The 25,736-nt window shown below is 65.3% G+C and carries 23 protein-coding genes; 11 read left to right on the top strand and 12 right to left on the bottom strand.

The window, feature by feature from the left end; all coding sequences use genetic code 11:
- Positions 1-61 precede the first annotated feature (61 nt).
- Positions 62-826: a Crp/Fnr family transcriptional regulator gene (locus tag QDT69_RS14950; RefSeq protein WP_050425742.1), complete on the bottom strand. Its 765-nt coding sequence runs from the start codon at positions 824-826 to the stop codon at positions 62-64.
- Between the two features lie 197 nt (positions 827-1,023).
- On the opposite strand from QDT69_RS14950, the gene QDT69_RS14945 reads away from it, so the two are divergent.
- Positions 1,024-1,398: a response regulator gene (locus QDT69_RS14945; RefSeq protein ID WP_279707276.1), complete on the top strand. Its 375-nt coding sequence runs from the start codon at positions 1,024-1,026 to the stop codon at positions 1,396-1,398.
- An 89-nt stretch (positions 1,399-1,487) separates the two neighbouring features.
- Complete coding sequence (locus tag QDT69_RS14940) at positions 1,488-2,588, top strand: hypothetical protein (protein ID WP_279707528.1); 1,101 nt, start codon at positions 1,488-1,490, stop codon at positions 2,586-2,588.
- 26 nt (positions 2,589-2,614) lie between these two features.
- Here QDT69_RS14940 and QDT69_RS14935 read toward each other — a convergent pair whose 3' ends face one another.
- The 3 genes from QDT69_RS14935 to QDT69_RS14925 form a co-directional block, all read right to left on the bottom strand.
- Entirely contained in the window at positions 2,615-3,613 is a 999-nt protein-coding gene (locus QDT69_RS14935) for an N-acetylmuramoyl-L-alanine amidase (protein WP_279707275.1), read from the bottom strand.
- A 151-nt stretch (positions 3,614-3,764) separates the two neighbouring features.
- Positions 3,765-5,327, bottom strand: coding sequence for an alkaline phosphatase D family protein (locus QDT69_RS14930; protein WP_279707274.1), 1,563 nt, complete (start codon positions 5,325-5,327; stop codon positions 3,765-3,767).
- A 429-nt stretch (positions 5,328-5,756) separates the two neighbouring features.
- Positions 5,757-7,100: a TAXI family TRAP transporter solute-binding subunit gene (locus QDT69_RS14925; RefSeq protein WP_347952043.1), complete on the bottom strand. Its 1,344-nt coding sequence runs from the start codon at positions 7,098-7,100 to the stop codon at positions 5,757-5,759.
- Positions 7,101-7,384: 284 nt separating this feature from the next.
- On the opposite strand from QDT69_RS14925, the gene QDT69_RS14920 reads away from it, so the two are divergent.
- Complete coding sequence (locus tag QDT69_RS14920; protein WP_279707272.1) at positions 7,385-7,690, top strand: 4a-hydroxytetrahydrobiopterin dehydratase; 306 nt, start codon at positions 7,385-7,387, stop codon at positions 7,688-7,690.
- A 92-nt stretch (positions 7,691-7,782) separates the two neighbouring features.
- Positions 7,783-8,160 carry a YkvA family protein gene (locus QDT69_RS14915; RefSeq protein WP_279707271.1) on the top strand — a complete coding sequence of 126 codons (378 nt, stop codon included), beginning with the start codon at positions 7,783-7,785 and terminating at the stop codon, positions 8,158-8,160.
- 240 nt (positions 8,161-8,400) lie between these two features.
- On the opposite strand, the gene QDT69_RS14910 is transcribed toward QDT69_RS14915, so the two are convergent.
- Positions 8,401-9,381: an NADPH:quinone oxidoreductase family protein gene (locus QDT69_RS14910; RefSeq protein WP_279707270.1), complete on the bottom strand. Its 981-nt coding sequence runs from the start codon at positions 9,379-9,381 to the stop codon at positions 8,401-8,403.
- A gap of 105 nt (positions 9,382-9,486) precedes the next feature.
- Here QDT69_RS14910 and QDT69_RS14905 point away from each other — a divergent pair, with 105 nt between their 5' ends.
- From QDT69_RS14905 to argG, 6 genes are all read left to right on the top strand, one after another.
- Positions 9,487-10,326, top strand: a complete 840-nt coding sequence (locus QDT69_RS14905) for an SDR family oxidoreductase (protein ID WP_279707269.1) — start codon at positions 9,487-9,489, stop codon at positions 10,324-10,326.
- A gap of 180 nt (positions 10,327-10,506) precedes the next feature.
- Positions 10,507-11,100: an invasion associated locus B family protein gene (locus QDT69_RS14900; protein ID WP_279707268.1), complete on the top strand. Its 594-nt coding sequence runs from the start codon at positions 10,507-10,509 to the stop codon at positions 11,098-11,100.
- A gap of 93 nt (positions 11,101-11,193) precedes the next feature.
- Positions 11,194-12,408, top strand: coding sequence for a 23S rRNA (adenine(2503)-C(2))-methyltransferase RlmN (gene rlmN / locus QDT69_RS14895; protein ID WP_279707267.1), 1,215 nt, complete (start codon positions 11,194-11,196; stop codon positions 12,406-12,408).
- A gap of 120 nt (positions 12,409-12,528) precedes the next feature.
- Positions 12,529-13,014: a hypothetical protein gene (locus QDT69_RS14890; protein ID WP_050425736.1), complete on the top strand. Its 486-nt coding sequence runs from the start codon at positions 12,529-12,531 to the stop codon at positions 13,012-13,014.
- An 85-nt stretch (positions 13,015-13,099) separates the two neighbouring features.
- Positions 13,100-13,882 (top strand): phosphatase PAP2 family protein, encoded by a 783-nt coding sequence (locus QDT69_RS14885; RefSeq protein WP_279707266.1) that lies wholly within the window; start codon positions 13,100-13,102, stop codon positions 13,880-13,882.
- A gap of 79 nt (positions 13,883-13,961) precedes the next feature.
- A complete protein-coding gene (gene argG / locus QDT69_RS14880; protein WP_279707265.1) occupies positions 13,962-15,299 on the top strand; it encodes an argininosuccinate synthase in 1,338 nt (445 codons plus the stop codon).
- 221 nt (positions 15,300-15,520) lie between these two features.
- On the opposite strand, the gene QDT69_RS14875 is transcribed toward argG, so the two are convergent.
- Positions 15,521-16,108 (bottom strand): TetR/AcrR family transcriptional regulator, encoded by a 588-nt coding sequence (locus tag QDT69_RS14875; RefSeq protein ID WP_279707264.1) that lies wholly within the window; start codon positions 16,106-16,108, stop codon positions 15,521-15,523.
- A 96-nt stretch (positions 16,109-16,204) separates the two neighbouring features.
- On the opposite strand from QDT69_RS14875, the gene QDT69_RS14870 reads away from it, so the two are divergent.
- Positions 16,205-16,570 carry a nuclear transport factor 2 family protein gene (locus QDT69_RS14870; protein ID WP_279707263.1) on the top strand — a complete coding sequence of 122 codons (366 nt, stop codon included), beginning with the start codon at positions 16,205-16,207 and terminating at the stop codon, positions 16,568-16,570.
- Between the two features lie 206 nt (positions 16,571-16,776).
- Here QDT69_RS14870 and QDT69_RS14865 read toward each other — a convergent pair whose 3' ends face one another.
- The 6 genes from QDT69_RS14865 to QDT69_RS14840 form a co-directional block, all read right to left on the bottom strand.
- The gene (locus tag QDT69_RS14865; protein WP_279707262.1) at positions 16,777-19,086 is read right to left on the bottom strand and encodes an OmpA family protein; all 2,310 of its coding nucleotides are present in this window, start codon (positions 19,084-19,086) and stop codon (positions 16,777-16,779) included.
- A gap of 233 nt (positions 19,087-19,319) precedes the next feature.
- Positions 19,320-19,553, bottom strand: coding sequence for a hypothetical protein (locus QDT69_RS14860; RefSeq protein ID WP_279707261.1), 234 nt, complete (start codon positions 19,551-19,553; stop codon positions 19,320-19,322).
- Positions 19,554-19,682: 129 nt separating this feature from the next.
- The gene (locus tag QDT69_RS14855; protein ID WP_279707260.1) at positions 19,683-20,066 is read right to left on the bottom strand and encodes a VOC family protein; all 384 of its coding nucleotides are present in this window, start codon (positions 20,064-20,066) and stop codon (positions 19,683-19,685) included.
- A 203-nt stretch (positions 20,067-20,269) separates the two neighbouring features.
- Entirely contained in the window at positions 20,270-21,097 is an 828-nt protein-coding gene (locus tag QDT69_RS14850) for an FkbM family methyltransferase (RefSeq protein ID WP_279707259.1), read from the bottom strand.
- A gap of 61 nt (positions 21,098-21,158) precedes the next feature.
- Positions 21,159-23,210, bottom strand: coding sequence for an ABC transporter ATP-binding protein/permease (locus QDT69_RS14845; RefSeq protein ID WP_279707258.1), 2,052 nt, complete (start codon positions 23,208-23,210; stop codon positions 21,159-21,161).
- 266 nt (positions 23,211-23,476) lie between these two features.
- Positions 23,477-25,621, bottom strand: coding sequence for a hybrid sensor histidine kinase/response regulator (locus tag QDT69_RS14840; RefSeq protein ID WP_279707257.1), 2,145 nt, complete (start codon positions 25,619-25,621; stop codon positions 23,477-23,479).
- Between the last annotated feature and the right edge of the window lie 115 nt (positions 25,622-25,736).

Genomic DNA, 25,736 nt, shown 5'->3' with positions numbered 1-25,736 from the left:
TCACCCGGATTGCATCTGGCGATGCAATCCGACCTCTCCCCGCAAGCGGGGCGAGGTGAGCCTAGTTCGCCGGGTTGTCCTCGCTTGGATAGACCCCGCGCAGCACTTCCTCGAAGTGATCCTTCACCGCCTCGTTGCACATGCAGGAGCGCAGCCGGAGCTTGTCCGGGTCGCGGATCACGATCGCGCCGCGGCGGGTGTCCAGCACGCCCTCCGCCTTGAAGTTCTGGATCACCCGGCTGGTGTAGCTGCGGCCGACGCCGAGCAAGGTCGAGAGCTGCTCATGCGTGAGCGGCACCACGCCATTGCCGTTGGTGCGCTCCATCGCCGAGATGATCCATTTTGCGGCGCGCTGCTCGATCGAGTGGATCGCGTTGCAGGCGGTCGACTGGAAGATCTGCGCCAGCATGCAATCGGCATAACGCGCGAAGATGTTGCGCACCGAGATCGACTTCAGCTTGGCGGCGTCGAGCTTGCTGATCGGCAGCCGCACAAACGGGCCGCCGAACTTGACGGTGATGCGGGTATAGGCCGGCAGGAAGCCCTGGCTGACGATGCCGCCGACGGCGCCCTCGCGGCCGACCAGGATGGTTTCGACATCGCGTCCGTCCTCGTTGGCCACCATGTAGGACGCAAGGCTCGGCCCGCATGGGAAATGCACGATCTGGACGTCGTCGCCGGGATTGTAGAGCAGGTCGCCGGCCGCAGCATCGACCACCGCAAGATGCGGTGCGATCAGCTCGTAATCGGCGGCATTCAGCCGGCGCAAGAGATTGTTGAATGGCCGGTCGCTCGTCCCGGCCAAATCGGTTCGTTTGGCAATCATTAGAAAATCCTGAAACCCAACGCGGACCATACTGAAAATGTTCCAGCTTTTATGTTCACTAGTGAACAGACGCGGTAGCTCGCGATGTGGTGGGTTTCATCTCGGGAACAGCCGGCGTGCTTTCGGCGCCGGTCGCGGGCCATCCGGCCGGACTGATCCGGTCTTTTATCCATCATCGAAGAATTGGACACCGCGTCATGGAATCCGCCCCCAATGCCGGCATGCCCGGTGATGTCCTAGTGGTCGAGGACGATCCGATCATCTCGCTGTATTTCGAAGATACCATCCTCGGCTTCGGCGCCCGGACGGTACGCACCGCTGCGAACGTCGCCCGTGCGCTCGAACTGATCGCCGAACGCGCGCCGGATTTCGCGCTGCTCGACGTCGGCCTCGTCAGGGGCGAGAAGACGTTCGCGATCGCCGAGCGGCTCGCTGCGCTGAAGGTGCCTTTCGCATTCGTCACGGGGTACGGCGCTGACATCAGGCTGCCGGAATCGCTCGCCGACAAACCGCGGCTGACCAAGCCGTGCTCGAGCGAGACGCTTGAAGCTGCGCTGAGAAACGAGCTTTGACGGATTGCCGGGCTTCGGCCACGCAGTCTACGATCCGGAATATCGGATTCGGCGACGCACAGGCCCGGGAATCTGTCATGGCAATCAGGATGGCGATCAGAATATCTGCCGCTGCGCGCGCAGCAGCGCTCGCTCTCGGGCTGCTCCTCGCGCCGGTTGTGGCGCGTCCAGCCATCGCTGAGCCGGCCGCGCTCACGAGCGAGCAAGCCGCCGCGCTCAAGGCCTACGACAATGCGCTGAAGAACTTCGTCTCGATCCTGCGACAGCGGCGCGCGCAGATCGATTCCAGGCAGCCGCTGCCCACCCTGCCGGGTCAGGCGCTCTACCTTGCCCGGGTCGAAATGATGAGCGCATACAAGGATCTCACCGATGCGCTTCCATCCAGGATCGGCAAGTCAGGCAGATCCGGAATCCCTCCGGCCTATTTCGACGCCGACAATGAGCCGCTGCTCGACGAGTACAGGAAGCTGTTCGACGTCATGGAGGCGCCGCCCTCCGACGCGCAAAGCTCCGATACGCCATTCAAGGACGTGGTCGACCTGGCGACGGTGATCGCGCGCGCCAAGGGGCTCGATCCCGTTGCTGCCGCGACCGCGGGCCGTATCAGCCTCGGCCTGTTCTTTGCCGAGACAAACGGCAAGCAGAATGCGGGAAATGCGCGGTCGAACACTTACAAGGGTAGCCTGCAGACCGGCCCGTCCGAAGATCGCAACGGTCGAAAGAAGTGGGCCGCCATCAAGGGATCGGTCGCAGCCCTCGATCCCGCGCTGAGCCGTCGCGACGACACGGAAGAGGCCCGGGCCGGCAATCTCGACCATCGGTTCAATCACTGGACTGCGGTGCGCGACGCGCTCATGAACGCACACGCGGACATTTTCCCGCAGGTCCCGGCGATCGCAAAGGCGCTGCCCGATCCGATCGATCAAATGAAGCTGTTCGAACTGATCCAGATCATTCCGACGCCAACGCGGGCCGCGCTGAAGTCAGGCAACCTCGTCGGCTACAGGATTTCCGATCCCAGGATCATGGGATATCTGCGCAACAACAGCGTCTTCGCGTTCGGCCGCGCCGACCGGGCCAAATCATCCGCGACCTTCCGCGAAATCCTCGATGCGATGTGGCTGTTCAACGCCAAGTTCGAACAAGCGCTGACCAAGCTCAGCGAGCTCAAGGCGGCCAAACCGGGCTGAGCGAGGACGTGCCGATCGCTCGGCCGTCAGAGCGGACCGAGCAGGGCCCAGTGCGGATCGCAGAATTCCTTCACCGCAGACGCGACTCCGCCGGCGATGATGTTGCGGCGTTCCGGCGAGTCCATTGCGAGTTCTTCGTCCCGATTGATGATCGAGCCCGCCTCCAGCAGGACCGCGGGCATCGCGGTCTTCCGCAGCACGATCAACTCATCATAGCTGTAGACGCCGGTGTCCTTGTTCAGCAGCGGGTGCTGGTCGTGACCCATGATGGGCAGGCTGTACTGCACGGCATAGTGCAACCCCCCGGCCTTCATTTCCTTCGCGACCAGTTCGGCGAACCGCAAGCTCGTCGCGAAATCCGGATTCTCCCGGGAGACGAACACGGAGTAGCCGCTGAAGCGGTCGCTGAAATGGCTTTTCTTGCCCTCGAATTCCCAATCCTCGAGCATCTTGTTGGGCACGGAGTCGTGGTGGATCGACAGCAGGAGATCAGCGTGCAGATTGTTGGCGGCGGCGACGCGCCTGAACAGGCTGGGTCTTGCTTTGCCTTCGCTCAAAAGCAGCCTGGTTTCGGCAAAGCCTTCGGCCTTCAGGGTCTCCTCGATCTGCCGTGCAAGGCGCAGGTTGAAGGCGAATTCGGCGACGTTGCGGGCGCTCATCGCGCCTTCCGATTCAGCGGTATGTCCGACATCGACAACGATCCGGAATGTCGCGGGATCGCATTTGCCTGCGGCCGGCTTGAGAACGGAAGGCGGCAGGGCGACCGGCCCAAGGGCGGCAAGCCGCGTGGCGTGGTGCTTTGCCGGCGCGCGGTGCCGTGCCAGTTTGGCCGACCTTGCCAACTTCGCGCGCTTTGGCGCCTTGGCATGCTTGGACGAGGTCTTGAAGAAATCAGGCAGCCAGCCGGCATCGCTGACTTCGATCGGCAGCAGCGCGAACACGGCGATCGCGACAACAATCAAGCGGCGAGGCCGAAGCCTCGCGACGATGCCACCGAGCACGCGAAAGAACTCGCAGCGCCTCATGCTCCGCCCCTCCGGGCCCCCAGCATAACGGCTGTGATATCGGTACCGGAAGAGGCCGGTCGCGTCCATCCCCCGTCAATCGCGATGCCCTTGCCTCTCGGACAAGGGCATCGCGGTCAGGGCGTCTGGTTCCCCCGCTGCGGCGGCCGGATTACACCGGCTTCGGATCGAGCGTGATCGCCCACAGCTCGGCGTCGACGCGATCGCGCAGGCTCACCGTCATCTGCCCGCTCTTGCCGTCGATCTTGACGTGGCCGAAGAACTGCATGCCGGCCGACGGCGGCAGGTTCTGGTTGGCCTCGCCCGGCGCCTTGACGAACTTCACCTCGGGACCAAACGTGTTGTCGAGCTCGTTCGGGCCGAACGTGCCGGCGTGCAGCGGGCCGGAGACGAATTCCCAGAACGGATCGAACTCCTGGAACTGGGCCTTGTTCGGGTTGTAGTAGTGCGCCGCCGCGTAGTGCACGTCGGCGGTCAGCCACACCGTGTTGACGATCCCCGCGGTCTTGATGAAGCGCAGGATGTCGGCGATCTCGAGCTCGCGGCCGCGCGCCGGGCCGTCGCCCTGCGCAAACGCTTCCGAGCCCTTCTTGTTGGCGGCATCGTCATAGACGATCAGCGACAGTGGCATGTCGGAGGCGATTACCTTCCAGGTGGCGCGCGAGTTGAGCAGCGCGCGCTTCAGCCAGGTCATCTGGTCCGGCCCGATGAAATAGGCGTCGGGGCCATATTGTTCTTGCAGGTTCGGACCGTTCGGGCCGCGATAGCTGCGCTCGTCGAGCATGAACACATCGAGATGCGGGCCGTAGCTCAGCGTGCGATAGACCCGGCCCGGCTCGACGATGCTCTCGCGCATCGGATACATCTCGTGGAAGGCCTTGGCCGCGCGCGCCGCCAGCACGGTGATGTCGCGCTCCTTGTAGGCCGCAGGCAGCTGCTTAGACAGCGACCAGTTGTTGGTCACCTCGTGATCGTCCCACTGCACGAAGATCGGCACCTCGGCATTGAAGGCGCGCAGGTTGGAGTCGAGAAAATTGTATTTATGCGCGGCGCGGTATTCGTCGAGCGTCTCGGCGACCTTGGCTTTCTCCGGGATCGTGATGTTCTTCCAGATCTTGCCGTCGGGGAGCTTCACCTCGGCCGGGATCACGCCGTCGGCGTAGATGGTGTCGCCGGAATGCAGCAGGAAATCCGGATTGTGCTTCTTCATCGCGGCGAAGGTGATCATACCGCCGTCGTCGGGATTGATGCCCCAGCCCTGGCCGGCAACGTCGCCGCCCCACACGAACGAAACATCCCGGCGGTCGCTCGGCGCGGTGCGGAAGCGGCCGACCACGGGCTCGCCGACAATGTCGATATGGGCGAGGTCGCGGAAGCGGACGCGGTAGAAGATGTCCTGGCCCGAGGGCAGGTTCTCCAGCAGCATCTTGGCGGTGAAGTCGCTCTCCGGCAGCGCCGTGATCGGCGGCAGCGCACGGGCGTCCTTGAACGATTCCGTGGTCGCAACCTCGACCATCATCTGCGCCGGCCGGTCCGCGCGCGCCCACACCACGCCGCCGTCGACGCCGACATCGCCGGACTGCACGCCGTGGGTGATCACCGGGCGATCGGCAGCGCGCGACAGATAAGGCATCGCGATCACGCCGGCGCCGGTAGCCGCTGCCGTGGCAAGAAAGCGTCGGCGGGTGAGATTTCGCGAGAACCGGATCGTCATGGGGAGCCTCCTCAGGTCGCGGCGACAATGCGCCGCGGGCTCGCAAAGACGTAGGAAAATTCCATGACGGTGAGATTACAGGGCGGGACGGCGGATCATCAGCGTGCGTGAAGTTTGCAGCTGATCCGGGCTTCGTTCGTAAGGCGAGCACGCACGTCAGGCACCCTCCCCCCTTGCGGGGGAGGGTGGGGAGAGGGGTGGGCCCCGGGCGAGATGCACATGAGAATGGTGCCTTCGCAGCTCACTTGTGTCGAACCGCATACGGAGAGAGCACGTCGTGTGGCACCCCTCTCCCTAACCCTCCCCCGCAAGGGGGGAGGGAACCCTACCGCCGGTGACTCCCTCACAAGTCTTCGGATGAGAAAACGGACGGAGTCATTCGCAAGCGGAGGAGGCGAAGAGTGTCCGCGGATGGAGAGGGATTGACGGCTACGCCGTGCCCGCCGCGCGAAACTGCGTCGCGGTCCGCTGCAAGTTCTGCGGCATGCTCAGCAGCAGTGCCTTGCGGTCGGCGACGGCGTTGTGGAACTGCTCGAGCGCGATGTTGAACGCGGTCAACGTACCTTCCTCGATGGCGCCATGCTCGAAGCAGTCCAGCGTGTGGCGCAGGATGTCGTCGGCTTCGGCCTGCAGCTGGTCGAGCTCATCGGTCGAATCGCTCTGCCGTGCGGCCTTCAGCATCTCCAGCAGGCGTTCGCGCTGCGAGGTGTTGGTGTTGCGCTCGTCCTGCTTGAGATAGCCGGCGAACCACGCACCGGCCGAGCCCATCGCCGAGAACGCCATCAGGCTCCACCAGATGTAATCGCTGTAGCGGTCGAGGAAGGTCTTTTCCTCGCCGTCGACGAAGGCAGCCGCGCCGGGATGCACCGGGATGGTGGCGTCCTTGTCGGTGTCGGGCGTCTCGATCTTTGCGGCGAGCGGGAAGTCGTTCTTGAGCGATTGCCGGATCGCGAACAATTGCCGGGTGAAGGCTGCGACTGTCGAGTCCGACAGGCCCTTTCGCGCGACGATGTGGTGCGAGAAGCTGATCGTCTTGACTTCGTCGTCGGGCCGGTCGGCCGAGCCGAGCGAGCCGGCGGGGATTTCGGCGGCCTCATAGGCCGGATGGTTTTGCGCGATCGCTTCGGACGCGTCGATCGCCAGGAAGGTCGGCTCGCCGCCGTCCTTGGTCGATGCCGTGATCGCATCGATCGTGAGCTTGCTGTTGGCCGGACCGACGGCAAGGTAGGCGTCGGCCTTCAGGTTCTTGATGGCGTCCGGCGCTTCATTGGCCGGGAATTGCACGATCTCGACCTTCATCGGGTCGACGCCGTATTGCGTCAGGATCAGCTTCAGCAGATCGACATTGGCCGGGGTGCGGCCGACGACGCCGATCTTGCGGCCGGCAAGCTGCGCGATCTTGGTGATCTTGGCGGATTTGCGAACCTTGCCCTTTGCGGGCGGAACCCACATCACCACGACGTTCTTGCGCAAGGTCGCGACCGCCTGCGCATTCTTCGGCACCTCGAGATCGCCGCGGATGATGGCGAGGTCGGCCTTGCCGTCGGCCAGCGTCTTTGCACTCGCGGTGGCGCCGTCGGTCTGCACTGGTCGAAGTTTGACCTGGGTATGCTGCTGGTTGTTGAAGGCCTGCGCCAGCGCCTGCACGACCTTGAGGTCATCGCTGTTCGCCGGGCCGACCGCGATCTTGAGCGTCACCGGACGCACCGCGAAATAGTAGCCGGCGGCCGTTGCGCCGATGATGGCGAGCGCGCCCGCGATCAAAACGAACATCAGCCGGCGCTTGGCGGAGCGCAACGGCTTGGGCGATATGCTGGCGGAGCCGTCTGTCATCGGCCTTGGATCATCGATCTCGCAAACAACCGTCTGGGCTCAATTTCGCAAACTACCAACGGGGATACATCCTCTGTTTGTAGCAAATTACTGAACGGACAGATGTTACATCTCCGTCATGGTTACCAGCGGCGATAGGACGCGATTTCGGCCTTAATTTCGGCATGGATCCCACCCGGAGGCCGATTGTTAGGCTAAGGTCGGCGGCAAACGGGAGGGTTACCATGGTCGAAAAGCTGTCAGCGGAAGCACGGAAGGCCGCGCTGTGGGAACTGGCCGGCTGGACCGAGCTGGCCGATCGCGAGGCGATCGCAAAGACCTTCGTGTTCAAGGACTTCAACGAGGCTTTCGGCTTCATGGCGCGCGCCGCTTTGGTCGCCGAGAAGAACGATCATCACCCGGAATGGAAGAACGTCTACAAGACGGTCGAGGTCGTGCTCGCGACCCATGACGTCGGCGGGGTGACCAAGCGCGATATCGAGCTCGCCAAGGCCATGAACGCGATCGCAAGGCAGCTTGGGGTCAACTGACCCTGTTGCCCGCAGCCTTGCGCCGGTTGGCGGACATCCCCAGATTCGCTTCGTCCGCCGCCGAACTGTCGCGGCGTCGAGGAACCCTGGCGATGGCAACGAGCGACTACGGTATGCGATTTGGGCCTGCCGACCGGCTGGCGCAGGACCCGGAAAGCGTGCGCCGCCGTTTCTGGATCAAGTTCAAGAAAGTGGTGGCGCGCCTGCCTTTCGCCGAGGACCTGCTGGCCGCCTATTACTGCGCCTTCGATCGGCAGACGCCGCGCCATGTCCAGGCCGCGCTGCTCGGCGCGATCGCCTATTTCATCCTGCCGTTCGATTTCATTCCGGACATGCTGCCGGTGCTCGGCTTCACCGACGATGCGGCGGTGCTCGCAACCGCGATCCGCATGGTGGCAAGCCATATCACGCCGGACCACCGCGAAGCCGCACGCACGGCGTTGAAGCGCGGGGTGCCTGAGGCGGAGTGAGTGCGCGTACGCGTAGCCCGGATGAAGCGAAGCGCAATCCGGGGCCACTCTAGCTGCTGATGGTTCAGTCCCGGATTTCGCTACGCTCCATCCGGGCTACTAAACTCTTGATCCGTCATCCTGAGGTGCGAGCTCTTGCGAGCCTCGAAGGATGCGCGGCCCGGTCCAGGGCCGTCGACCCTTCGAGACGCGCTACGCGCTCCTCAGGGTGACGGTGATAGGGGAACGCGGTTTCCCAGCTCAGCTGCCCGGATGCAGGATCACCTTGCCCATCGCCTTGCGGCCGGCGAGCACCTTCAGGGCTTCCGCTGTTTGCGACAGCGGGAAGGTGCGGTCGACATGGGAGGAGATCTTACCCTCGGCGGTCCACTGCACGAGCTTCTCGAGGTTCTTGCGGTTCTTCTCGGGATTCTGCCGCGCCCACGCGCCCCAGAACACGCCGCGGATATCGCAGCCCTTCAGCAGCGCGAGGTTGAGCGGGATCTTCGGGATGTCACCTGCGGCAAAGCCGATCACCAGGAAGCGGCCTTCCCATGCGGTCGAGCGCAACGCGGCTTCGGCATAGGCGCCGCCGACCGGATCGAACACGATGTCGGCGCCCTTGCCGTCGGTCAGCTTGCGCAGGCCCTCTTTGAGATCTTCCTTGGCGTAGTTCAGCGTCAGCTCGGCGCCGTGCTGCTTGGCGAATGCAAGCTTCTCGTCCGACGATGCGCAGGCGATCACTTTCAGGCCCATCAGCTTGCCGAGCTCGCACGCGGCAAGGCCGGTGCCGCCGGCGGCGCCCAGCACCGCGAGCGTCTCGCCCGGCTTCGGGCTCGCGCGATCTTCCAGCGCATGCAGCGCGGTGCCGTAGATGATGATGATGCCGGCGGCGCGATCGTAATCGAGATTGTCAGGAATCTTCACGATCGTATTCGCCGGCAGCGCGATCTTGTCACGCGCGCCGTTGTGACCGCATGAAGCCACGACGCGATCGCCGACCTTCAGATCGGTGACACCAGCGCCGATGCTTTCGATCACGCCGGCGACTTCGGCGGCCGGCGAGAACGGGAACGGCGGCTTGATCTGATACTTGCCCTGAATCATCAGGATGTCGAAGAAATTGAGCGCCGCCGCCTTGATCGCGATCACGGCTTCGCCAGGTCCGGCCACCGGATCGGGCACGTCTGCCAGCACGAGATCGTCGGGTTGACAGTATTGCGAGCAGAGGATGGCTTTCATGGACACACCTGAGTTTCGGACGCAGAAAGAGCTGCAAGATCTTGCACTACAAGCTTCATGCCGGATTTGCGGCGGAGCGACAATACAAAGCGGAGGGATCAAACTATGTTTGAAAAAGGCCTGCTAGCGAAAAAGCGCATCCTGATCACCGGCGGCGGCTCCGGCCTTGGCGCGGCGATGGGCGCCCGCTTTGCCGAACTCGGCGCCGAACTGATCATCTGCGGGCGCCGCGAGGCGCTGCTGGAGGAAACCGCAGGCAAATTCCGCAGCGAGTTCGGCGCCAAGGTCTCGACCGCGCGCTGCGATATCCGCGATGGCGCTGCTGTCGAAGCGATGATGGACCAGGTGTGGCAGGACGCGCCGATCGACGTGCTGGTCAACAATGCTGCCGCAACCTTTATTGCGCAGAGCGAACATTTGTCATTCCGTGCGGCGGACGCGATCCTCGCGCCGACGCTGCACGGCACGATGTACTGCACGCTCGCTGCCGGCCGCCGCTGGATCGAAGGCAAGCACAAGGGCGTGGTGCTCTCGATCCTGTCGACCTCGACAATCACCGGCCGCGCCTTCACCGTGCCGTCGTCGATGGCCAAGACCGCGGTGCTGGCGATGACCAAGAGCCTTGCCGTCGAATGGGGCCCGAAGGGCATTCGCACCGTGGCGATCGCACCCGGCGCGTTCCCGACGCCAGGTGCTACCGGACAGCTGCGTCCCGAAGGGCGCCGTGAGACCTGGTCGCATCGCAATCCGCTCGGCCGCGCCGGCGAGCATTCGGAGCTCGCCAATCTTGCGACCTTCCTGATCTCGGATCAGGCCGGCTACATCAATGGCGAGATGGTGGTGCAGGACGGCGGCTCGCATTTGCGCAGTTCCGGTGCCGAGGACCTGCTGCAATGGACCGATGCGCAGTGGGAGAGCCAGCGCGCAGCACGCGCCAAGGCATGATCAAGGCTGATCAGCGACAACAAGCATCGAGGTGCGACAACGCGCGTGCGGCTTTTGGCTGACGCGCGCCCAAGCCTAACTGCCTTCCCAAAAAAGCGTTTCCCGGTTATCCATCCGAGCCGGCGGAGGGGGAATCGCCGGGCCATCTTGCAGTCACAATGATGGGGGAACCAGTTGGCCGTGCGGCAGATTCTGACATCACTGGCGGCTTGTGTTCTGTGCGGGATCATTACCCTTGCACCGACGCTGGCTGCGCCCAAGAGGGATACGGCGAAGGAAGCGGCCAAGCCGGCGCCTTCGGCCGCCGCGGCTGCGGCCGGCGGTGCGGAACCGACCTTGATCGGCCAATTCGGCACCTGGGGTGCCTACACCGCCTCGCCGAACGGCAAGAAGGTGTGCTTTGCGCTCGCCAAGCCGTCGTCGTCGAAGACCAACCCGCCGAACCGGCCGCGCGATCCGGCCTATGCCTTCATCTCGACCCGTCCGGCCGAAAAGGTCGTCAACGAAGTCTCGATCATGATCGGCTACACAGTGAAGCCGGGCTCGGAATCGACGCTGCAGGTCGGCGGCGGGACCTATGCGATGTACACGCAGGGCGACGGCCTCTGGATCAAGAATGCGGCCGAGGAGGAGCGGATGGTGGAAGCCATGCGCAAATCGGCCGATCTGACGGTAAAAGCCGTCTCGGCGAAGGGTACCGAGACGATCGACAGCTTCTCGCTGAAGGGCCTGGCGCAGGCGCTCGACCGGTTGGGGCAGGACTGCCGGCGCTAGAGCGCGATCCGGCCGACAAAGTCCGCTCAGAGACGTAAAATCGAGGTATTTGGTGGCTTTCCAGCACCGGCTGGAAGGCCTATTTGAGGTTTCATGACCGACACCGTGATCCCCACTGCCGTGCCCGGCGCCAGCGCGCTGGTCGAAAAGGTTCCGCTCGAGACCTATGTGCCGCCGGCCAAGCCGTCGCTGATCGGGCTGTCGCGCGCGGAGATATCAGATCGCCTGGGCGAAATCGGTGTGCAGGCCGGCCAGCGCAAGATGCGCACCCAGCAGCTCTGGAACTGGATGTATTTCCGTGGTGCCAAGAGCTTCGCCGAGATGACCAACGTCTCGAAGGACATGCGCGCCGAGCTCGAGAAGCATTTTACCGTCGACCGTCCCGAGGTGGTCGCCGAGCAGATCTCCAATGACGGCACGCGCAAATGGCTGCTGCGGCTCCCGAGCGGCGACAAGGTCGAGCGGCCGCACGAGGTCGAGTGCGTCTACATCCCGGAGACCGATCGCGGCACGCTGTGCGTTTCCTCGCAGGTCGGCTGCACGCTGAACTGCTCGTTCTGTCACACCGGCACGCAGCGGCTGGTGCGCAACCTCACCGCCGGCGAGATCGTCGGCCAGGTGATGGTGGCGCGCGACCGGCTCAATGACTGGGCCGACCGCGAGGACGGCACCCGCCGCGTCACCAACATCGTGATGATGGGGATGGGCGAGCCGCTCTACAATTTCGACGCGGTGCGCGATGCGCTGTTGATCGTCGGCGACAATGAAGGCATCGGCATTTCCCGCCGCCGCATCACGCTGTCGACCTCGGGCGTGGTGCCGAACATCCAGCGCACCGGCGACGAGATCGGCGTCATGCTCGCGATCTCGCTGCATGCGGTGCGCGACGAGCTACGCAACGAGCTGGTGCCGCTGAACCGCAAATATCCGATCAAGGAGCTGCTACAGGCTTGCCGTGACTATCCCGGCGCCTCGAATGCGCGACGTATCACCTTCGAATATGTGATGCTCAAGGGCATCAACGATTCGCTCGATGACGCGAAGCTCCTGGTCAAGCTGCTCAAGGGTATTCCGGCCAAGATCAATCTGATCCCGTTCAATCCATGGCCGGGCACCGCCTACGAATGCTCGGACTGGGAGCAGATCGAGAAATTCTCCGAATACATCTTGAACGCCGGCTACTCCTCGCCGGTGCGCACGCCGCGCGGCCGCGACATCCTCGCCGCCTGCGGCCAGCTCAAGTCGGAGACCGAAAAACTCTCCGCCCGCGAGCGCCAGGCGTTGCGCGCGATGGCGATGACGGATTGAGCAGTGCCACTCTCCATGCAATCCGTCATTGCGAGGAGCGAAGCGACGAAGCAATCGATATCTCCGCGAGCCGAGAGATGGATTGCTTCGCTCCGCTCGCAATGACGGTGAGGCTCTAGCATGGCCCTGATCGGCCGCCTGTTCGTCGTTGCGTTCGGCTTCCTGATGGCCTGCTTCGTGGCGGGGATCATCGTGGTCGGCGCGGTGCTATATCCCGAGATCTCTGATTTCGGCGGGCAGATCGACCAGAGTGCGATCGATATCGTGCTCGGCTTCGGTTTCATCTTCATCTCAGGCTTTGCGCTGCTGCCCGCGCTGATCGTGGTGCTGATCACCGAGGCGTTCTTCATCAGGAGCGTGCTGGCCTATGCCGTCGGCGGCGCGATCGTCGGCGCGGCCTGCTATCTCGGCCTGATCCCGTTCGATCCCGACACGATGCAGTTCCACGGCATCGTGCGCCGGCACATGGAGATCATGACCGGCGCCGGCATCGTCGCGGGCCTGGTCTACTGGCTGATCGCCGGCCGCACCGCCGGCGCCTGGCGCGAGCCGCCGCGCCCCTTGCCGCCACCCCCGCCATTGCCGTCGCAATCGCCGCGGCCGTGATGCAACGCTTACGCTCCCCTCCAGAGGAGGGTAAGGCAAGCCGACGCACTTTCCATGCCCTCCCGCCTCGGCTAAACCGCGCGCCATGAACCGGACCGGACTTTTCATCGCGCTGGCGCTGGCGCTCATCGTCGGCATTCTGTTCGGGCTCTATCCCGAGCTCGACCTGAAGCTGGCGGCGCTGTTCTACGACGTCGCAGAGAAAACCTTCCCGCTGAAGCTCGATGCGGTGGCGCAGTTCGCGCGCGATGCGGCGATGTGGATCGCCTGGGCGCTGGTTCTGCCGGCGATCGTGACCATCGTCTGGAAATTCATCCGGCCGGATCGGCCGATGCTGATGTCCGGCCGCGCCGCGGTGTTCCTGCTCACCACGATGCTGCTCTCGGCCGGTGTCCTCACCAATTTCACCTTCAAGAATTATTGGGGCCGGCCGCGGCCGGTGTTCGTAACGCAGTTCGGCGGCGATTTGCAATTCATGCCGTGGTGGGATCCGCGCGGCGGCTGCCCCCGCAACTGCTCGTTCTTCTCCGGCGAGGGCGCCACCGCGTTCTGGACCTATGCGCCGGCGGCGCTGACGCCGCCTGCCTGGCGGCCGCTGGCCTTTGCCGGGGCGACCGTGTTCGGCATCGTCACCAGCGGGCTTCGAATGGCCTTTGGCGGCCATTTCTTCACCGATGTGGCGATCGCCGGCCTAGTGTCGTTCTTCACCGTCTGGCTGTTTTACGCGCTGATCTACCGCTGGGCCGCGACGCGGCTGACCGACGCCCAGGTCGATGCCGCGCTGACCCGGCTCGCAATGCCCGGCTACCGCTGGATGCAGCGCTGGCGCCGGGGCGGCCAAGCGGAGCCAGCCAAGCCCGAAGCCTGATTAAAGGCGTGCCCCGCCTTCGGAAATTTGATATTCGGCCTCGTCAAACCTCATCCATTTCGATCGATTGGACCGTCCCATGAGTACGATTCTGAAAAGCCTGCCCACCGGCGAAAAAGTCGGCATCGCGTTCTCGGGCGGGCTCGACACCTCAGCGGCGCTGCTCTGGATGAAGCTGAAGGGCGCCAAGGTGTTCGCCTACACCGCCAATCTCGGCCAGCCCGACGAGGCCGATTACGACGCGATCCCGCGCAAGGCGATGGATTTCGGCGCCGAGAAGGCCCGTCTGGTCGATTGCCGCACCCAGCTGGTTCATGAGGGCATCGCGGCGATCCAGTCCGGTGCGTTCCACATCTCGACCGGCGGCATCACCTATTTCAACACCACCCCGCTCGGCCGCGCGGTGACCGGCACGATGCTGGTTGCGGCCATGCAGGAGGACGGCGTCAACATCTGGGGCGACGGTTCGACCTTCAAGGGCAACGACATCGAGCGCTTCTATCGCTACGGCCTGCTCACCAACCCGAGCCTGCGCATCTACAAGCCCTGGCTCGACCAGCAATTCATCGACGAGCTCGGCGGCCGTGCCGAGATGTCGGCGTTCATGACCGCGCAGGGCTTCGCCTACAAGATGAGCGCGGAGAAGGCCTATTCGACCGACAGCAATCTGCTCGGCGCGACGCATGAGGCCAAGGATCTCGAGAGCCTGTCGAGCGGCATCACCATCGTGAACCCGATCATGGGCGTGCCGTTCTGGCGCGCCGATTGCGACGTCAAGCCCGAGAAAGTGGTAGTGCGGTTCGAGGAGGGCCAGCCGGTCGCGCTGAACGGCAAGACGTTCGCCGATCCGGTCGCGCTGTTCCTGGAAGCCAATGCGATCGGCGGCCGCCATGGCCTCGGCATGAGCGACCAGATCGAGAACCGCATCATCGAGGCCAAGAGCCGCGGCATCTATGAAGCGCCCGGCATGGCGCTGCTGCACATCGCCTATGAGCGGCTCGTCACCGGCATCCACAACGAGGATACGATCGAGCAGTACCGCATCAGCGGCATGCGGCTCGGCCGCTTGCTGTATCAGGGCCGCTGGTTCGACTCGCAGGCCTTGATGCTGCGCGAGACTGCGCAGCGTTGGGTGGCGCGCGCCGTCACCGGCGAGGTGACGCTCGAGCTGCGCCGCGGCAACGACTACTCCATCCTCAACACCGAGAGCCCGAACCTGACCTATGCGCCGGAGCGGCTCAGCATGGAGAAGGTCGAGGACGCCGCCTTCACGCCGGCCGACCGCATCGGCCAGCTGACGATGCGCAACCTCGACATCGCCGACACCCGCGCCAAGCTCGGCCTCTACAACAAGACCGGTCTCATCTCGAGCGGCGAAGGCTCGCAGATCTTCCAGCTCGAGAACGACAAGGACTGAGCTGGGCGCGAACCGCGCCTCAAACTCGCTGTCGTCCCGGGCAGGCGAAGCGGTCCATCCCGTCATCCTGAGGTGCGAGCATTTGCGAGCCTCGAAGGATGCGCGGCCCGGCTGGTGGCCGTCGACCCTTCGAGACGCGCTACGCGCTCCTCAGGGTGACGGGGCTATGAGATTATGGGTACGCTTCGCCTGCCCAGTACAAAAGCCTAACAATTGCAGATTCACTTCACCCTCAGCGCATCGAGCAGCGAACGGAACGCCCGCGCGTAATCCGTGCCGGTCTTGCCGATGTCGGGGCCCGCTGACACCGCGACCGCGGCTTCCGTCACTGCGCCGAGCAACAGTCGCGCCAAGGGCTCGATCGGCTGCTTCGCGATCACGCCGGCCTCCATCGCGGCCGCCAGCGCGCGCGGAAATTTTCCGCCGAAATGCTTGGCGTCGATCTCGCGCCAGCGCTCCCAGCCGAGCACGGCGGGGCCGTCGCGCAGGATGATCTGGCCGGTCGGGCCTTTCGAGCACGCCGCGAAATAGCCCTGCGTTCCCGCCGCCATTGCCGCGAGTGGATCGTTCTCGGCGCGCGAGATGCGGTCGAGATCGGCGACGAGGTCGATCGACACCTGCTCGAACACCGCCTCGAACACCGCCTCCTTGGTCGCGAAGTGATGATAGACCGCACCCTTGGCGACCCGCGCGCCGCTCGCAATGTCGTCCATCGTCGCGGCCGCAAAGCCGCGCTCGCCAAAAATGCGCCGCGCCGCCTTGACGATCGAAGCTCTGGTTTTCTCGCGCCGTTCGGCCTGTGTTGCCATGGCGCATGTCTAGCCCAGTTCCATCCGCAAGCCAATTGACTTACCGACTGACAGTCGATAAATACCGACCATCAGTCGGTAAATGGAGATTGCCCGATGCCCTCGCTCAAGACGCTGCAAGCCTTCGCTGACACGGTCGAAGCCAACGACCATGTCGGTGCGATCAGGAACTTCTACACGGCCGATGCCCGCACCCAGGAGAATGACGGCGAATGGCGCGTCGGCCGCGAGGCGCTGGCGGCGCGCGAGGCGGCGGTGCTCGCCGCGGTCTCCGGCGTCAAGACCACGCGGCTCGGGCCGTTGCTGCTCGACGGCGACCATTCGGCGATCTGCTGGCGGTTCGAATTCGCCGGCAAGGACGGCAAGGTCCGCAGCATGGAGGAGGTCGCCTGGCAGACCTGGCGCGGCGAGGAGCTGGTCGAGGAGCGCTTCTTCTACGATCCCATGCAGATGGCGCGATGATCAGAGGCAGTAGCCGCACCGTCATTGCGAGCGAAGCGAAGCAATCCATTGCGCAGCAAGCGGAGAATTGGATTGCTTCGTCGCCAACGCTCCTCGCAATGACGGGGCTGGTAAGCTTGGCCTGCTGACGCGTGCTGCAAGCCTTTCACCAAGCAAAAATGGCCGGGATCGCTCCCGGCCATTTCGTCTTCTGATGCCTTTCCGGCTCAGCGCGGCGGGGCGGCCGAGGCCGTACCGCCGTTGAGCAGCGGGGTGATGCGGCGGACGGTGACGCGCCGGTTGATGCGGCTCGGTCCGTCGGTCTGCTCCTTCAGATATTGCGAGCCGTAACCCTGCGAGGTCAGGTTCTCGGCCGGCACGCCGAACTGCTGTGTCAGCAACTCGGCGGCGGACTGCGCGCGGCGGTCGGACAGCGACAGATTGTCGGTGTCGTTGCCGGTCGCATCGGTATGGCCTTCGATCAGGAACACCTCGCGCGGATTGCGCTGGATGGCCCGGTTGAGGCCGTCGGCGATCACCTGCAGCCTCGCCGCCTGATCCGGCGGGATGGTCCACGATCCGGAGTCGAAGTTGATCGTGTTGAGGTCGATGCTCGGCATCTGCATGCGGACGTTGGGGCTGTAGCGGATCTCTTCGAGCGAGTAACGCCGCTCGATCCGCTGCACCGGCGGTGCCTCCATGGTCTCGTAGATCACGTCCGGCGACGCCTCCTGAGCGTCGACGATGTAGCGATCGTAGGGAATGTTGACCACCGGCGGCGGCACGTCGACATAGAAGCCGCCGACCGCCCGCGGATCGCGATAGCTGTTGTCGATGATGACGAGCTCGCGCCCGCCGGGATCCCTGCGGATGCGGCGCAGCATCTGACCGTCGGCACCGACCACGGTGATGATCTCGCTGCCGTCGGGACGGACCACGATAGTCCGGGTCTCGCCGCCGATCGTTTCGGTGCGGATGTCACGCGCGCCATAGCGGAAACGATAGACGTCGTCGCCGCGCACATAGGCCTGGCCGCTCGGGTCGCGGATGATGACGCGGTCCGGCTCGGTGTAGATGGTGCGGCCGTCTTCGACCACTTCCTGCCGCTGGCCGCGCAAGTCGGCGATGCTCCCGCCGATGATGGCGCCGGCCACCACGCCGGCACCGACCGCAGCGCCGATCGCGAGCGGCGTGATGTTGTCATGGCGCGGCGGCGGCGGCAGCGGTGCTGCGACCGCTGGCGCGGCCCGGAACGCGGGCGAAACCGTCGGCGGTGCGTATTGCGCTTGGCCGGGCGGGGGCGTTGCGGCGGCCGAGCCGGGGACGACCGACGGTGCCGGCGCGCCCATGGCGGCTCCCTGCGCCGGCGAGACGCCGGGCGCAGCGCCCGGACGGGCTGGCTGACCCGGAGCCGGTGTGGCGCCGGGGGCGCCCATAGCGGCGCCCGGAGTCGCGGGCGTTCCGGGCGGTGTCGCGGGACGTCCCTGCTGACCCGGTGCCGGTGTTGCAGCTCCCGGTGTTGCAGGTGCGGCCGGGGTTGGCGTTGCGGCGGCCGGCGGCGTGCCGGGGCGCGCTGGCGGAGCAGCGGCACCCGGTGCTGGCGGTGTCGCGCCCGGCGCGGGCGTTGCCGGCGATGTTGCACCAGGCGGCGTGCCCGGCGGTTGCTTGGCGCCACCCGGACGTTCGCCAGCAGGGCGTTCGCCAGGCCGGCGCTCGGCCGGCGCCGTTGTTGGCGAGGGCGTTGGCGTCGGTGTTGCGGCGGCGGGCGGCGTGCCGGGGCGTGCAGCCGGGGCAGCAGCACCCGGTGCCGGTGTTGCGGCACCTGGCGCAGGAGTCGGCGGCGTGTGCGCGGCTCCCGGTGCCGGAGTCGGCGGCGTGCCCGGCCGCTGCGGTGCTGCAGCAGGCGGCGGCGGGGTCGGCGTGGGATGTCCGGGCGCAGCCACCGGCGGCGTCGCGGGCTTCGCGGGTGCAGCCGCGGGCGGCTCCGGCCGTGCGGGTGTCGGTGCCGGCGCAGGCTTCGCAGCAGGGGGCTCGTGTGCGGGCGCAGCCGAAGGCGGCGGCGTCGCCGGCTTTGCGGCAGGCGGCTCGGGCCTTGCGGGCGCTGCAGCCGGGGGCGGCGGTGCCGGGCGCGCGGCAGGCGGTTCAGGCCGTGCGGGAGCAGGGGGCGGCGCCGGATGCGGTGCAGCTGCCGGGGGTGGCGTCGGCTTTGCGGGGGCAGCCGCGGGCGGCTCGGGCCGAGCAGGTGCTGCAGGTGGGGTCGGCTTCGCGGGCGCTGCGGCCGGCGGCGGAGCCGGATGCGCAGGCGGCGCGGCAGCGGGCGGCGGTGCTTGCGGATGCGGGGCGGCGGCCGGCGGTGCAGGATGTGCGGGTGCGCCCGGTGCCGGCTTTGGCTTCGGCTTTCCGTCAGGTCCGAGCTCTTCCTTTTGCTGCGCCTGTGCGACGACCAGCGGCGAAGTTTGGGCGTGCGACGCTGAGGTGGCGAATTGCATCACCGTCAGCGCAGTCGTGGCAAGCAGCACGAGACGAAGCTTTGTCATGATCTTGGAGTCCCCGGCAGAAAGTCTGGGCAGGAAGGAGAGAAAGTCAGAACCGAACAATTCGGCAGGACGATGAATTGCCAGCCGTTAGGCCGGATTGTGGCGAGCGCCGAATCATCGGCGAAGTTTATTTCGACATTATAACGGGTTGCATGTGCCTTTGTTCACTGGACATTCAGAAGAAACGCTTCGACACAGTCGCAATCGATGTGGAACTAAGGCGCGAGGGTGATTCACTGCGCTGCGGGTCGATCTGTCGCAGGCGGCGGGCCCGATGGTCCAGGCGGTCCGCGCACTGGTGATTCGTCGGGCGTGTTGCCGGGTAACTCGTCCGGCCGCGATGGTTCGCCGGGTTCGCGCACCGGCGGAGGAATCTCCGGCTGCGGATTGCCGGGCGGAATTCCCGGTGGCGGCTCCCTCGGCGTGCCCGGAGTTGCCGGCGGAATGTCCGGAGGCTCGATCGGCATCACATCGACACCGGGCGGCGGATGCCGACGCCAAATCTGCCGCTGTCAGGTCGCGTCGCGCGCATCGATCGCTCCATCGCAGTTCGAAGCGACAACGGATCACGCGCGACACTGTTCCTCTGCGCCTCCTCACGGCGCGTGGCAGACCGCCTCGATGTTGTGGCCGTCGGGATCGAGCACGAACGCGCCGTAATAGTTCGGATGATAATGCGCGCGAATGCCCGGTGCGCCGTTATCGCGGCCGCCCGCTGCCATCGCAGCCTTGTAGAAGGCGTCGACGGTGGCGCGGTCCTTGGCCGTGATGGCGATGTGCACCGGCTTGTCCATCGCGCCTTCGCCGCCGATCCAGAAATCCGGTTTGCCGTTGGCGCCGAAGCCTGCCGCCGGCGCGTGCCCGGTTACTTCCGCGGGCACTTCCATGATCAGGCCGTAGTCAAGCGGCGCCAGCGCCGCCTGGTAGAACGCCTTCGCGCGTTCGTAGTCAGAGACCGAAAAGCCGATATGGTCGATCATCGCGAGCCTCCCTTGTTGTGCAGCATTGGTATCTGCGTTCTCGTTTCACCTTCCCTTAAAGGGGGACGTGAAGATGTAGCCCGGATGAAGCGAAGCGCAATCCGGGGCTGCTAACCGCGGATAGTCCAGTCCCGGATTTCGCTGCGCTTCATCCGGGCTACGATCAGTCTTCCGGCGCGACCGAATTCGGCCGCGCGCGCAGCTCAACTCCGCACCAGCAGCGTGTTGCTTCGCGTCCGGCCCTGATCGACGTAACCACGCGTGTGCATGTCCGCGATGCAGTCGTCGGTCCATTCGTCCTTCGACAGGTGTTCGATCACGACCGCACGCGGCCAGAGTTGCTCCGGCGCGTCGCGGAAGAAGCCGATCAGCACGCGGTCCTCAAAACCTTCGACGTCGATCTTCAGCGCATCGACCTTGTCAGTGCCGGCTTCCTCGAGGATCCGTTGCAGCCGTAGCGACGGCACCTTGAATGCCTTGCCCGTGGGCGTGCCGGTGACGATGTGGCTGGCGCCGAGATTGTCGCCGTCGGTCTCGATCATCAACTCGCCGTCGGTGGGGCCTGCGGCCGCCGCAACCAGGCGCACCTGCGGGAAGCCGGAGGCCTGAGTGTTGAATTTGAGCCGCGCATGCGTCATCGGATGCGGCTCGATCGCAATCACTTTGCCATCGGGGCCGACATCGCGCGCCAGCGCCAGCGCATAGGTGCCGACATTGGCGCCGAGATCGACGAAGGTGCCGCCAGCGCCGACATGGCGGCGAAGGAACGCGAGCTCTTCGAGGTTGTAGTCGGGATTGAACAACGCGCCGCGCTCGGTCGCGCTGTGCTGGTGATAGAAGCGGAACGATGCGCCCTGGTAGGTCACATCAAGCGGTCCCGAACCGAACAGATTGACCAGCCGCGACAGCCACGGCCGGAACGCGCCGCGCTTCAATCCGGTGCCATGCGCAAGCCGGATGATGGCGGCCTGCGCCGCATTGGGCGCCAGGGCGCCGAACGGCGCCGGCGAAATGTCGTTGCTGGGGATCACGCATTGCCCTCGTCAAAAGCGCGGCATGCATAGCCGGTTTTGACGGGAGCGCCAACGCCCGTTACGCCGCCTTGCCCGATGCCTGCCGCTGGCCCAGGAAGCGGCCGAGCAGCTTTCGCTTGCCCTTGCGCGGGATCAGGTCGACGTCGCTGACCAGCTTGGCGCCGCCTTTGCGGCGCTCCAGTACGATCTTGCGGCTATGGAACGCTTCGAGCTCGACGCGATGGGCGACGCTGACGATGGTCGCCTTAGGCAATTCCGTCGTCACGGTCTCCATCATCTTGTCCTGGCTCTTCTCGTCGAGCGCCGAGGTCGCCTCGTCGAGCACGACGATGTCGGGGCTGTGCAGCAGCAAACGGGCAAAGGCGAGCCGCTGCTTCTCGCCGCCGGACAGGGTCTGGTCCCACGGCGCATCCTCCTCGATCTTGTCCTTGAGATGGTCGAGGCCGACCTTGTGCAGGGCATCGCCGATCTCCTCGACGCTCCAATCCTCCGCCGCGCCGGGATAGGCCACTGCGCGCCGCAGCGTGCCCGAGGGCACATAGGGCTTTTGCGGCAGCATGAACAGGCGGCGGTCCGCATGCAGGCCGACACTGCCGCCGCCCCACGGCCACAGGCCGGCGATGGCGCGGACCAGCGTGCTCTTGCCGGTGCCGGATTCGCCGGCGACCAACAGCCGTTCTCCAGGCTCGACCACGACCTCGGTCTCGGCGACCACGGCGGTGCCGTCATCGAGCGTGACCGAGAGGTCGTTGAGGCTCAGCATCGCCTCGCCCTCAGTCTCGGCGCGTTCGATGCGTCCGAAGCCGTCGCCGGTCTCGGCGCGTTCGAGTCCGTCGAGTGACATCATCAGCGATGCGATGCGGCGTGCGCATGCGTTCCAGTCGGCGAGCCGCGGATAATTGTCGACCAGCCAGCCGAACGCTGTCTGCACGATGGTGAAGGCGGATGCTGCCTGCATCACCTGGCCGAGCGTCATGCTGCCCTCGAGAAATTTCGGGGCGCACAGCAACAGCGGGACCACCGGTGCGATCAGGTTCGATCCCTGCGAGACCAGCGTCGTGCGCATGTGCTGCCCGGCGAGTCGCGCCCATTGCCGCAGCACCTTCGAGAACGTCTTGTCGATGCCGTCGCGCTCCTCGGTTTCACCGCCAAGCAGCGCGATGCTTTCGCCGTTTTCGCGGACGCGGGTCAGGATGTAGCGGAATTCCGCTTCCGCCTGGTTCTTGTCCTCGGAGATCTGCACGAAGCTGCGGCCGATCGCCGCGATCGAGCCCGACGCGATCGCCGCATAGATGATCGCGGCAATGACCAGGAAGCCGGGAATGCTGATGGACGTGCCGCCGAGCGTCAGCGTCAGAGCGCCGCCGATCGTCCAGAGCACGGCGATGAATGTGATGGCGGACAGCAGCGCCGAAGTCACCCCGGCGATGAAGTCGACCGGCGAGTCGGTCGCGATCCGCAGGTCCTCCGCGATGCGGTACTCCGGATTCTTGTGATCGCCGTCGACCAAATTGAGCTGGTAGTAGCGGCCGTTGGTCAGCCAGCGCGATACGACGGCGTTGGTCAGCCAGGCGCGCCAGCGCCGTTGAATCCCCATGCGGCCGAATACCTGCGCGACGCCCAGCAGGACGCTGCCGATTGCGAGCGGAAAGAAGATGGCGGTGAGGTGGAAGACGCTGACCGAATCGCGCTTCTCGATCGCATCGAAGATCGCGCGATTCCAGACGTTGATGCCGTATTGGACGGCGACGTTGGCGACGATCAGCAGCAGCAGGCCGATCGTGAACAGCCACGCCAGCCGGTCGCCATTGCGGCCCCAATAGCCGCGCGCGGTGATCCAGAACCGCGTCAGCAGATAGTCTTTGCGCGCCCGTTCGGCCTCTTCGGGCGACAGTTCAGGATCGGGTTCGAGGGTTTCCGGCGGCGGCGGTTCGACATGGTCGTCGTCTTCGGCGACGACTTCGACGAGTTCGGACTTGTCGTCCGCTTCGGTCTTCGCGTGGTCCTTGCTTTCAGAATCGCTTCGCTTTGCGCTTGCCTTCCGACGCGGTGCGGCCTTGCTCGAGGATTGCTTGCACGCAGATCCGAATTTTGCCGCGGCTTTGCCCATGGCACGTCAACGCCAGGGAAATCAGCCGGTTCCATCCCGTTTCCGGCAGCCGGCCGCGAGCATCCTCGCTTGTCATTGCATGGCTGAAGTCTTGAATCGATCTATCCCCAGCGTCGTCCTGGCGAAGGCCAGGACCCATTACCCCGAATGCGAATTGTTGCGCGACGCTAGGGCCACAGCCTGTATTCCAACGACGTCACCCTGTGGTTATGGGTCGCGGCCTTCGCCGGGACGACAGCGCCGTTGAGGCCACTTCGCTAATCACCTCACCCCGCCGGCGCCTGATCCCTCCGCAGCCGGCGCGACCGCGCGGCCTTGTGCAGCACGCGCGCCAGTTGCTCGGCCGAATAGGGTTTCTGCAGCAGCTCGAAGCCGCCGCTGCCCTGCTGCGACAGCACCTGGCTGTAGCCGGAGGCAAGCACGATCGGCAGATCGAGCCGCTGCCGGCGGATCTCCTCCGCAAGCTCGATGCCGCTCATGCCGGGCATCACGACATCGGTGAACACAAGATCGAACCTGCCGGGGTCGGCGGCCAGTTCCTCCAGCGCGTGGGTTGCGTTCTCCACCAGCACGCAGGTGCATCCGAGCTGGGTCAGCGTGTCGGCCGCGAACTTTCCGACCTCGGCATTGTCCTCGACGATGAGGACCGACGCGCTGGTTGGATCGACCGAAGGCGCATCCTCCGTGAGCAGCGATTGCGCGTTGTGTCTGCCGACGACGCGCGGGAGATACAGCGTGAAGGTCGAGCCCTTGCCGACTTCGCTGGTGACGGTGACCTCGCCGCCGGATTGCTTGGCGAAGCCGAACACCTGCGACAGGCCGAGGCCGGTGCCGTGGCCGACCTCCTTGGTGGTGTAGAACGGCTCGAAGATGCGGCCGAACAGCTCCTGCGGAATTCCGACGCCGGTATCGGCCACCGACACCGCGACATGACCGTGCGGGCTCGGCGGCGTGCTGGTCTCGGACGGCAGTTTGTCGACGGCGCGGACCGCGATCGTGAGCCGGCCGACACCGTCCATCGCATCGCGTGCATTGACAGCCATATTGATGATGGCGGTCTCGAACTGGCCGGCATCGGCGTTGACGAGGCAGGTCTGGTCCGGCACCTGCGCCGTGATCTCGATGCGCGAGCCGATCAGGGTCGCGATCATCTCGCTCAGGGTGCGGACGTTCTGGCAGGCATCGAACACTTCGGGCTTGAGGGTTTGCCGGCGCGCGAACGCGAGCAGCTGGTTGGTCAGCTTGGCGGCACGGTTCACCGTGTTGGAGATCGCATCGATGTAACGCTGCCGCCGCGGCTCCGGCAGGTCCGGCCGCCGCAACATGTCAACCGATGCGCGGATCACGGTGAGGAGGTTGTTGAAGTCGTGCGCGACGCCGCCGGTCAGTTGCCCGAGTGCCTCGAGCCGCTGGCCATGCCGCAATGCCTCCTCGGCTTCGATGCGCTTGTTGGCTTCCTCCTCCAGGCGCTCGGTTCGCTGATAGGCGAGCACCAGCAAGCCGAACAGCAGCGCGGTCGCCGGGATGCCGAAGATCAGGTGCTGGGCCATGGTCGTGATCCAGCGTGCCCGGATCGCCAGGGTTTCGAGGCCGGCGCTGACATAGATCGGGTATTCGGACAGCCGCTCATAGCGCATGCGCCGTTCGATGCCGTCGACGGGGGAGCGGATCGTCATGGTGCCGGCCTGCGGATTGGCGGCCATCTGTTGTCCGAGCGGACCGCTCGGCTCGAACCTGGCCTCGTGGTCGACAACCGGGTAGTGCGCCAGCACCGCGCCGTCGGTCCGGATCAGCGCGAGGAAGCTGCCGGGCTCGCGGCCGATCCGCGCATAGAAGTTCTCGAAATACTCCGGAAGCACCGAAGCCTGGATCACGCCGCCAAAGCTGCCGTCCGCGTTGGTGCGGCGCCGGCCGACGCTGAAGAATCGCGCGCCCTGATAGGGCGGCCGTGGGATCAAGACCTCGCCGATATAGGTGCCGATGTCGCGCTCGGCATGGATCCTGAAATAGTCCCGATCCGAGAAATCGATATCGGGAGCGGGCTCCACCAGGCTGTTGACCAGGGCATGGCCGCTGGCATCGAATATCCAGATCGATTTCACCTGCGGAAGCGCCTCGGCGACCTGGCGCAGCCGCTCGTGCAGGCTCCTCTCGCGCGCGACGATCTCGGCATCGCTCATGCCGCGGACGACCTCGGTGACCTCGCCGAGGCTGCGGTCGATGGTCTCGAACACCTTGAGCGCGTGCTCATGGGTGACGTCGAGGGTCCGCTGGATCTCCTGGTCGGCGGCCTCGCTGTTGGAGATCCGGGACATCGCCGAAGCGAACAGGAACAGTGCCAGCGGAAGGGCCAGCGAGGCGGCCATCATCCATTGCAGCAGTTTCAGCGAATTGCGTTGTGCGGTCGGCACGGGCGCTCCGGCTCCTTGCAGACCTTAACGCAAACCATTGTGCCGGAGGAAGCAAATCCCCGTCCAGGATGGCCGTACCGAAGCTCGTCCGCCGTTCGTGGTAACGAAAGTCCTT

Source organism: Bradyrhizobium sp. CER78 (assembly GCF_029846235.1).
Classification (GTDB): Bacteria; Pseudomonadota; Alphaproteobacteria; order Rhizobiales; family Xanthobacteraceae; genus Bradyrhizobium.
Note: the sequence above shows the minus strand (reverse complement) of the source record. Positions and strands in the feature narration are given on the sequence as shown.

Excerpts from the sequence above, each read along its gene's own strand:
- QDT69_RS14950 (WP_050425742.1), bottom strand. The coding sequence starts at position 826 with ATGATTGCCAAACGAACCGATTTGGCCGGGACGAGCGACCGGCCATTC.
- QDT69_RS14945 (WP_279707276.1), top strand. The coding sequence starts at position 1,024 with ATGGAATCCGCCCCCAATGCCGGCATGCCCGGTGATGTCCTAGTGGTC.
- QDT69_RS14940 (WP_279707528.1), top strand. The coding sequence starts at position 1,488 with ATGGCGATCAGAATATCTGCCGCTGCGCGCGCAGCAGCGCTCGCTCTC.
- QDT69_RS14935 (WP_279707275.1), bottom strand. The coding sequence starts at position 3,613 with ATGAGGCGCTGCGAGTTCTTTCGCGTGCTCGGTGGCATCGTCGCGAGG.
- QDT69_RS14930 (WP_279707274.1), bottom strand. The coding sequence starts at position 5,327 with ATGACGATCCGGTTCTCGCGAAATCTCACCCGCCGACGCTTTCTTGCC.
- QDT69_RS14925 (WP_347952043.1), bottom strand. The coding sequence starts at position 7,100 with ATGTTCGTTTTGATCGCGGGCGCGCTCGCCATCATCGGCGCAACGGCC.
- QDT69_RS14920 (WP_279707272.1), top strand. The coding sequence starts at position 7,385 with ATGGTCGAAAAGCTGTCAGCGGAAGCACGGAAGGCCGCGCTGTGGGAA.
- QDT69_RS14915 (WP_279707271.1), top strand. The coding sequence starts at position 7,783 with ATGGCAACGAGCGACTACGGTATGCGATTTGGGCCTGCCGACCGGCTG.
- QDT69_RS14910 (WP_279707270.1), bottom strand. The coding sequence starts at position 9,381 with ATGAAAGCCATCCTCTGCTCGCAATACTGTCAACCCGACGATCTCGTG.
- QDT69_RS14905 (WP_279707269.1), top strand. The coding sequence starts at position 9,487 with ATGTTTGAAAAAGGCCTGCTAGCGAAAAAGCGCATCCTGATCACCGGC.
- rlmN (WP_279707267.1), top strand. The coding sequence starts at position 11,194 with ATGACCGACACCGTGATCCCCACTGCCGTGCCCGGCGCCAGCGCGCTG.
- QDT69_RS14890 (WP_050425736.1), top strand. The coding sequence starts at position 12,529 with ATGGCCCTGATCGGCCGCCTGTTCGTCGTTGCGTTCGGCTTCCTGATG.
- QDT69_RS14885 (WP_279707266.1), top strand. The coding sequence starts at position 13,100 with ATGAACCGGACCGGACTTTTCATCGCGCTGGCGCTGGCGCTCATCGTC.
- argG (WP_279707265.1), top strand. The coding sequence starts at position 13,962 with ATGAGTACGATTCTGAAAAGCCTGCCCACCGGCGAAAAAGTCGGCATC.
- QDT69_RS14875 (WP_279707264.1), bottom strand. The coding sequence starts at position 16,108 with ATGGCAACACAGGCCGAACGGCGCGAGAAAACCAGAGCTTCGATCGTC.
- QDT69_RS14870 (WP_279707263.1), top strand. The coding sequence starts at position 16,205 with ATGCCCTCGCTCAAGACGCTGCAAGCCTTCGCTGACACGGTCGAAGCC.
- QDT69_RS14865 (WP_279707262.1), bottom strand. The coding sequence starts at position 19,086 with ATGACAAAGCTTCGTCTCGTGCTGCTTGCCACGACTGCGCTGACGGTG.
- QDT69_RS14860 (WP_279707261.1), bottom strand. The coding sequence starts at position 19,553 with ATGCCGATCGAGCCTCCGGACATTCCGCCGGCAACTCCGGGCACGCCG.
- QDT69_RS14855 (WP_279707260.1), bottom strand. The coding sequence starts at position 20,066 with ATGATCGACCATATCGGCTTTTCGGTCTCTGACTACGAACGCGCGAAG.
- QDT69_RS14845 (WP_279707258.1), bottom strand. The coding sequence starts at position 23,210 with ATGGGCAAAGCCGCGGCAAAATTCGGATCTGCGTGCAAGCAATCCTCG.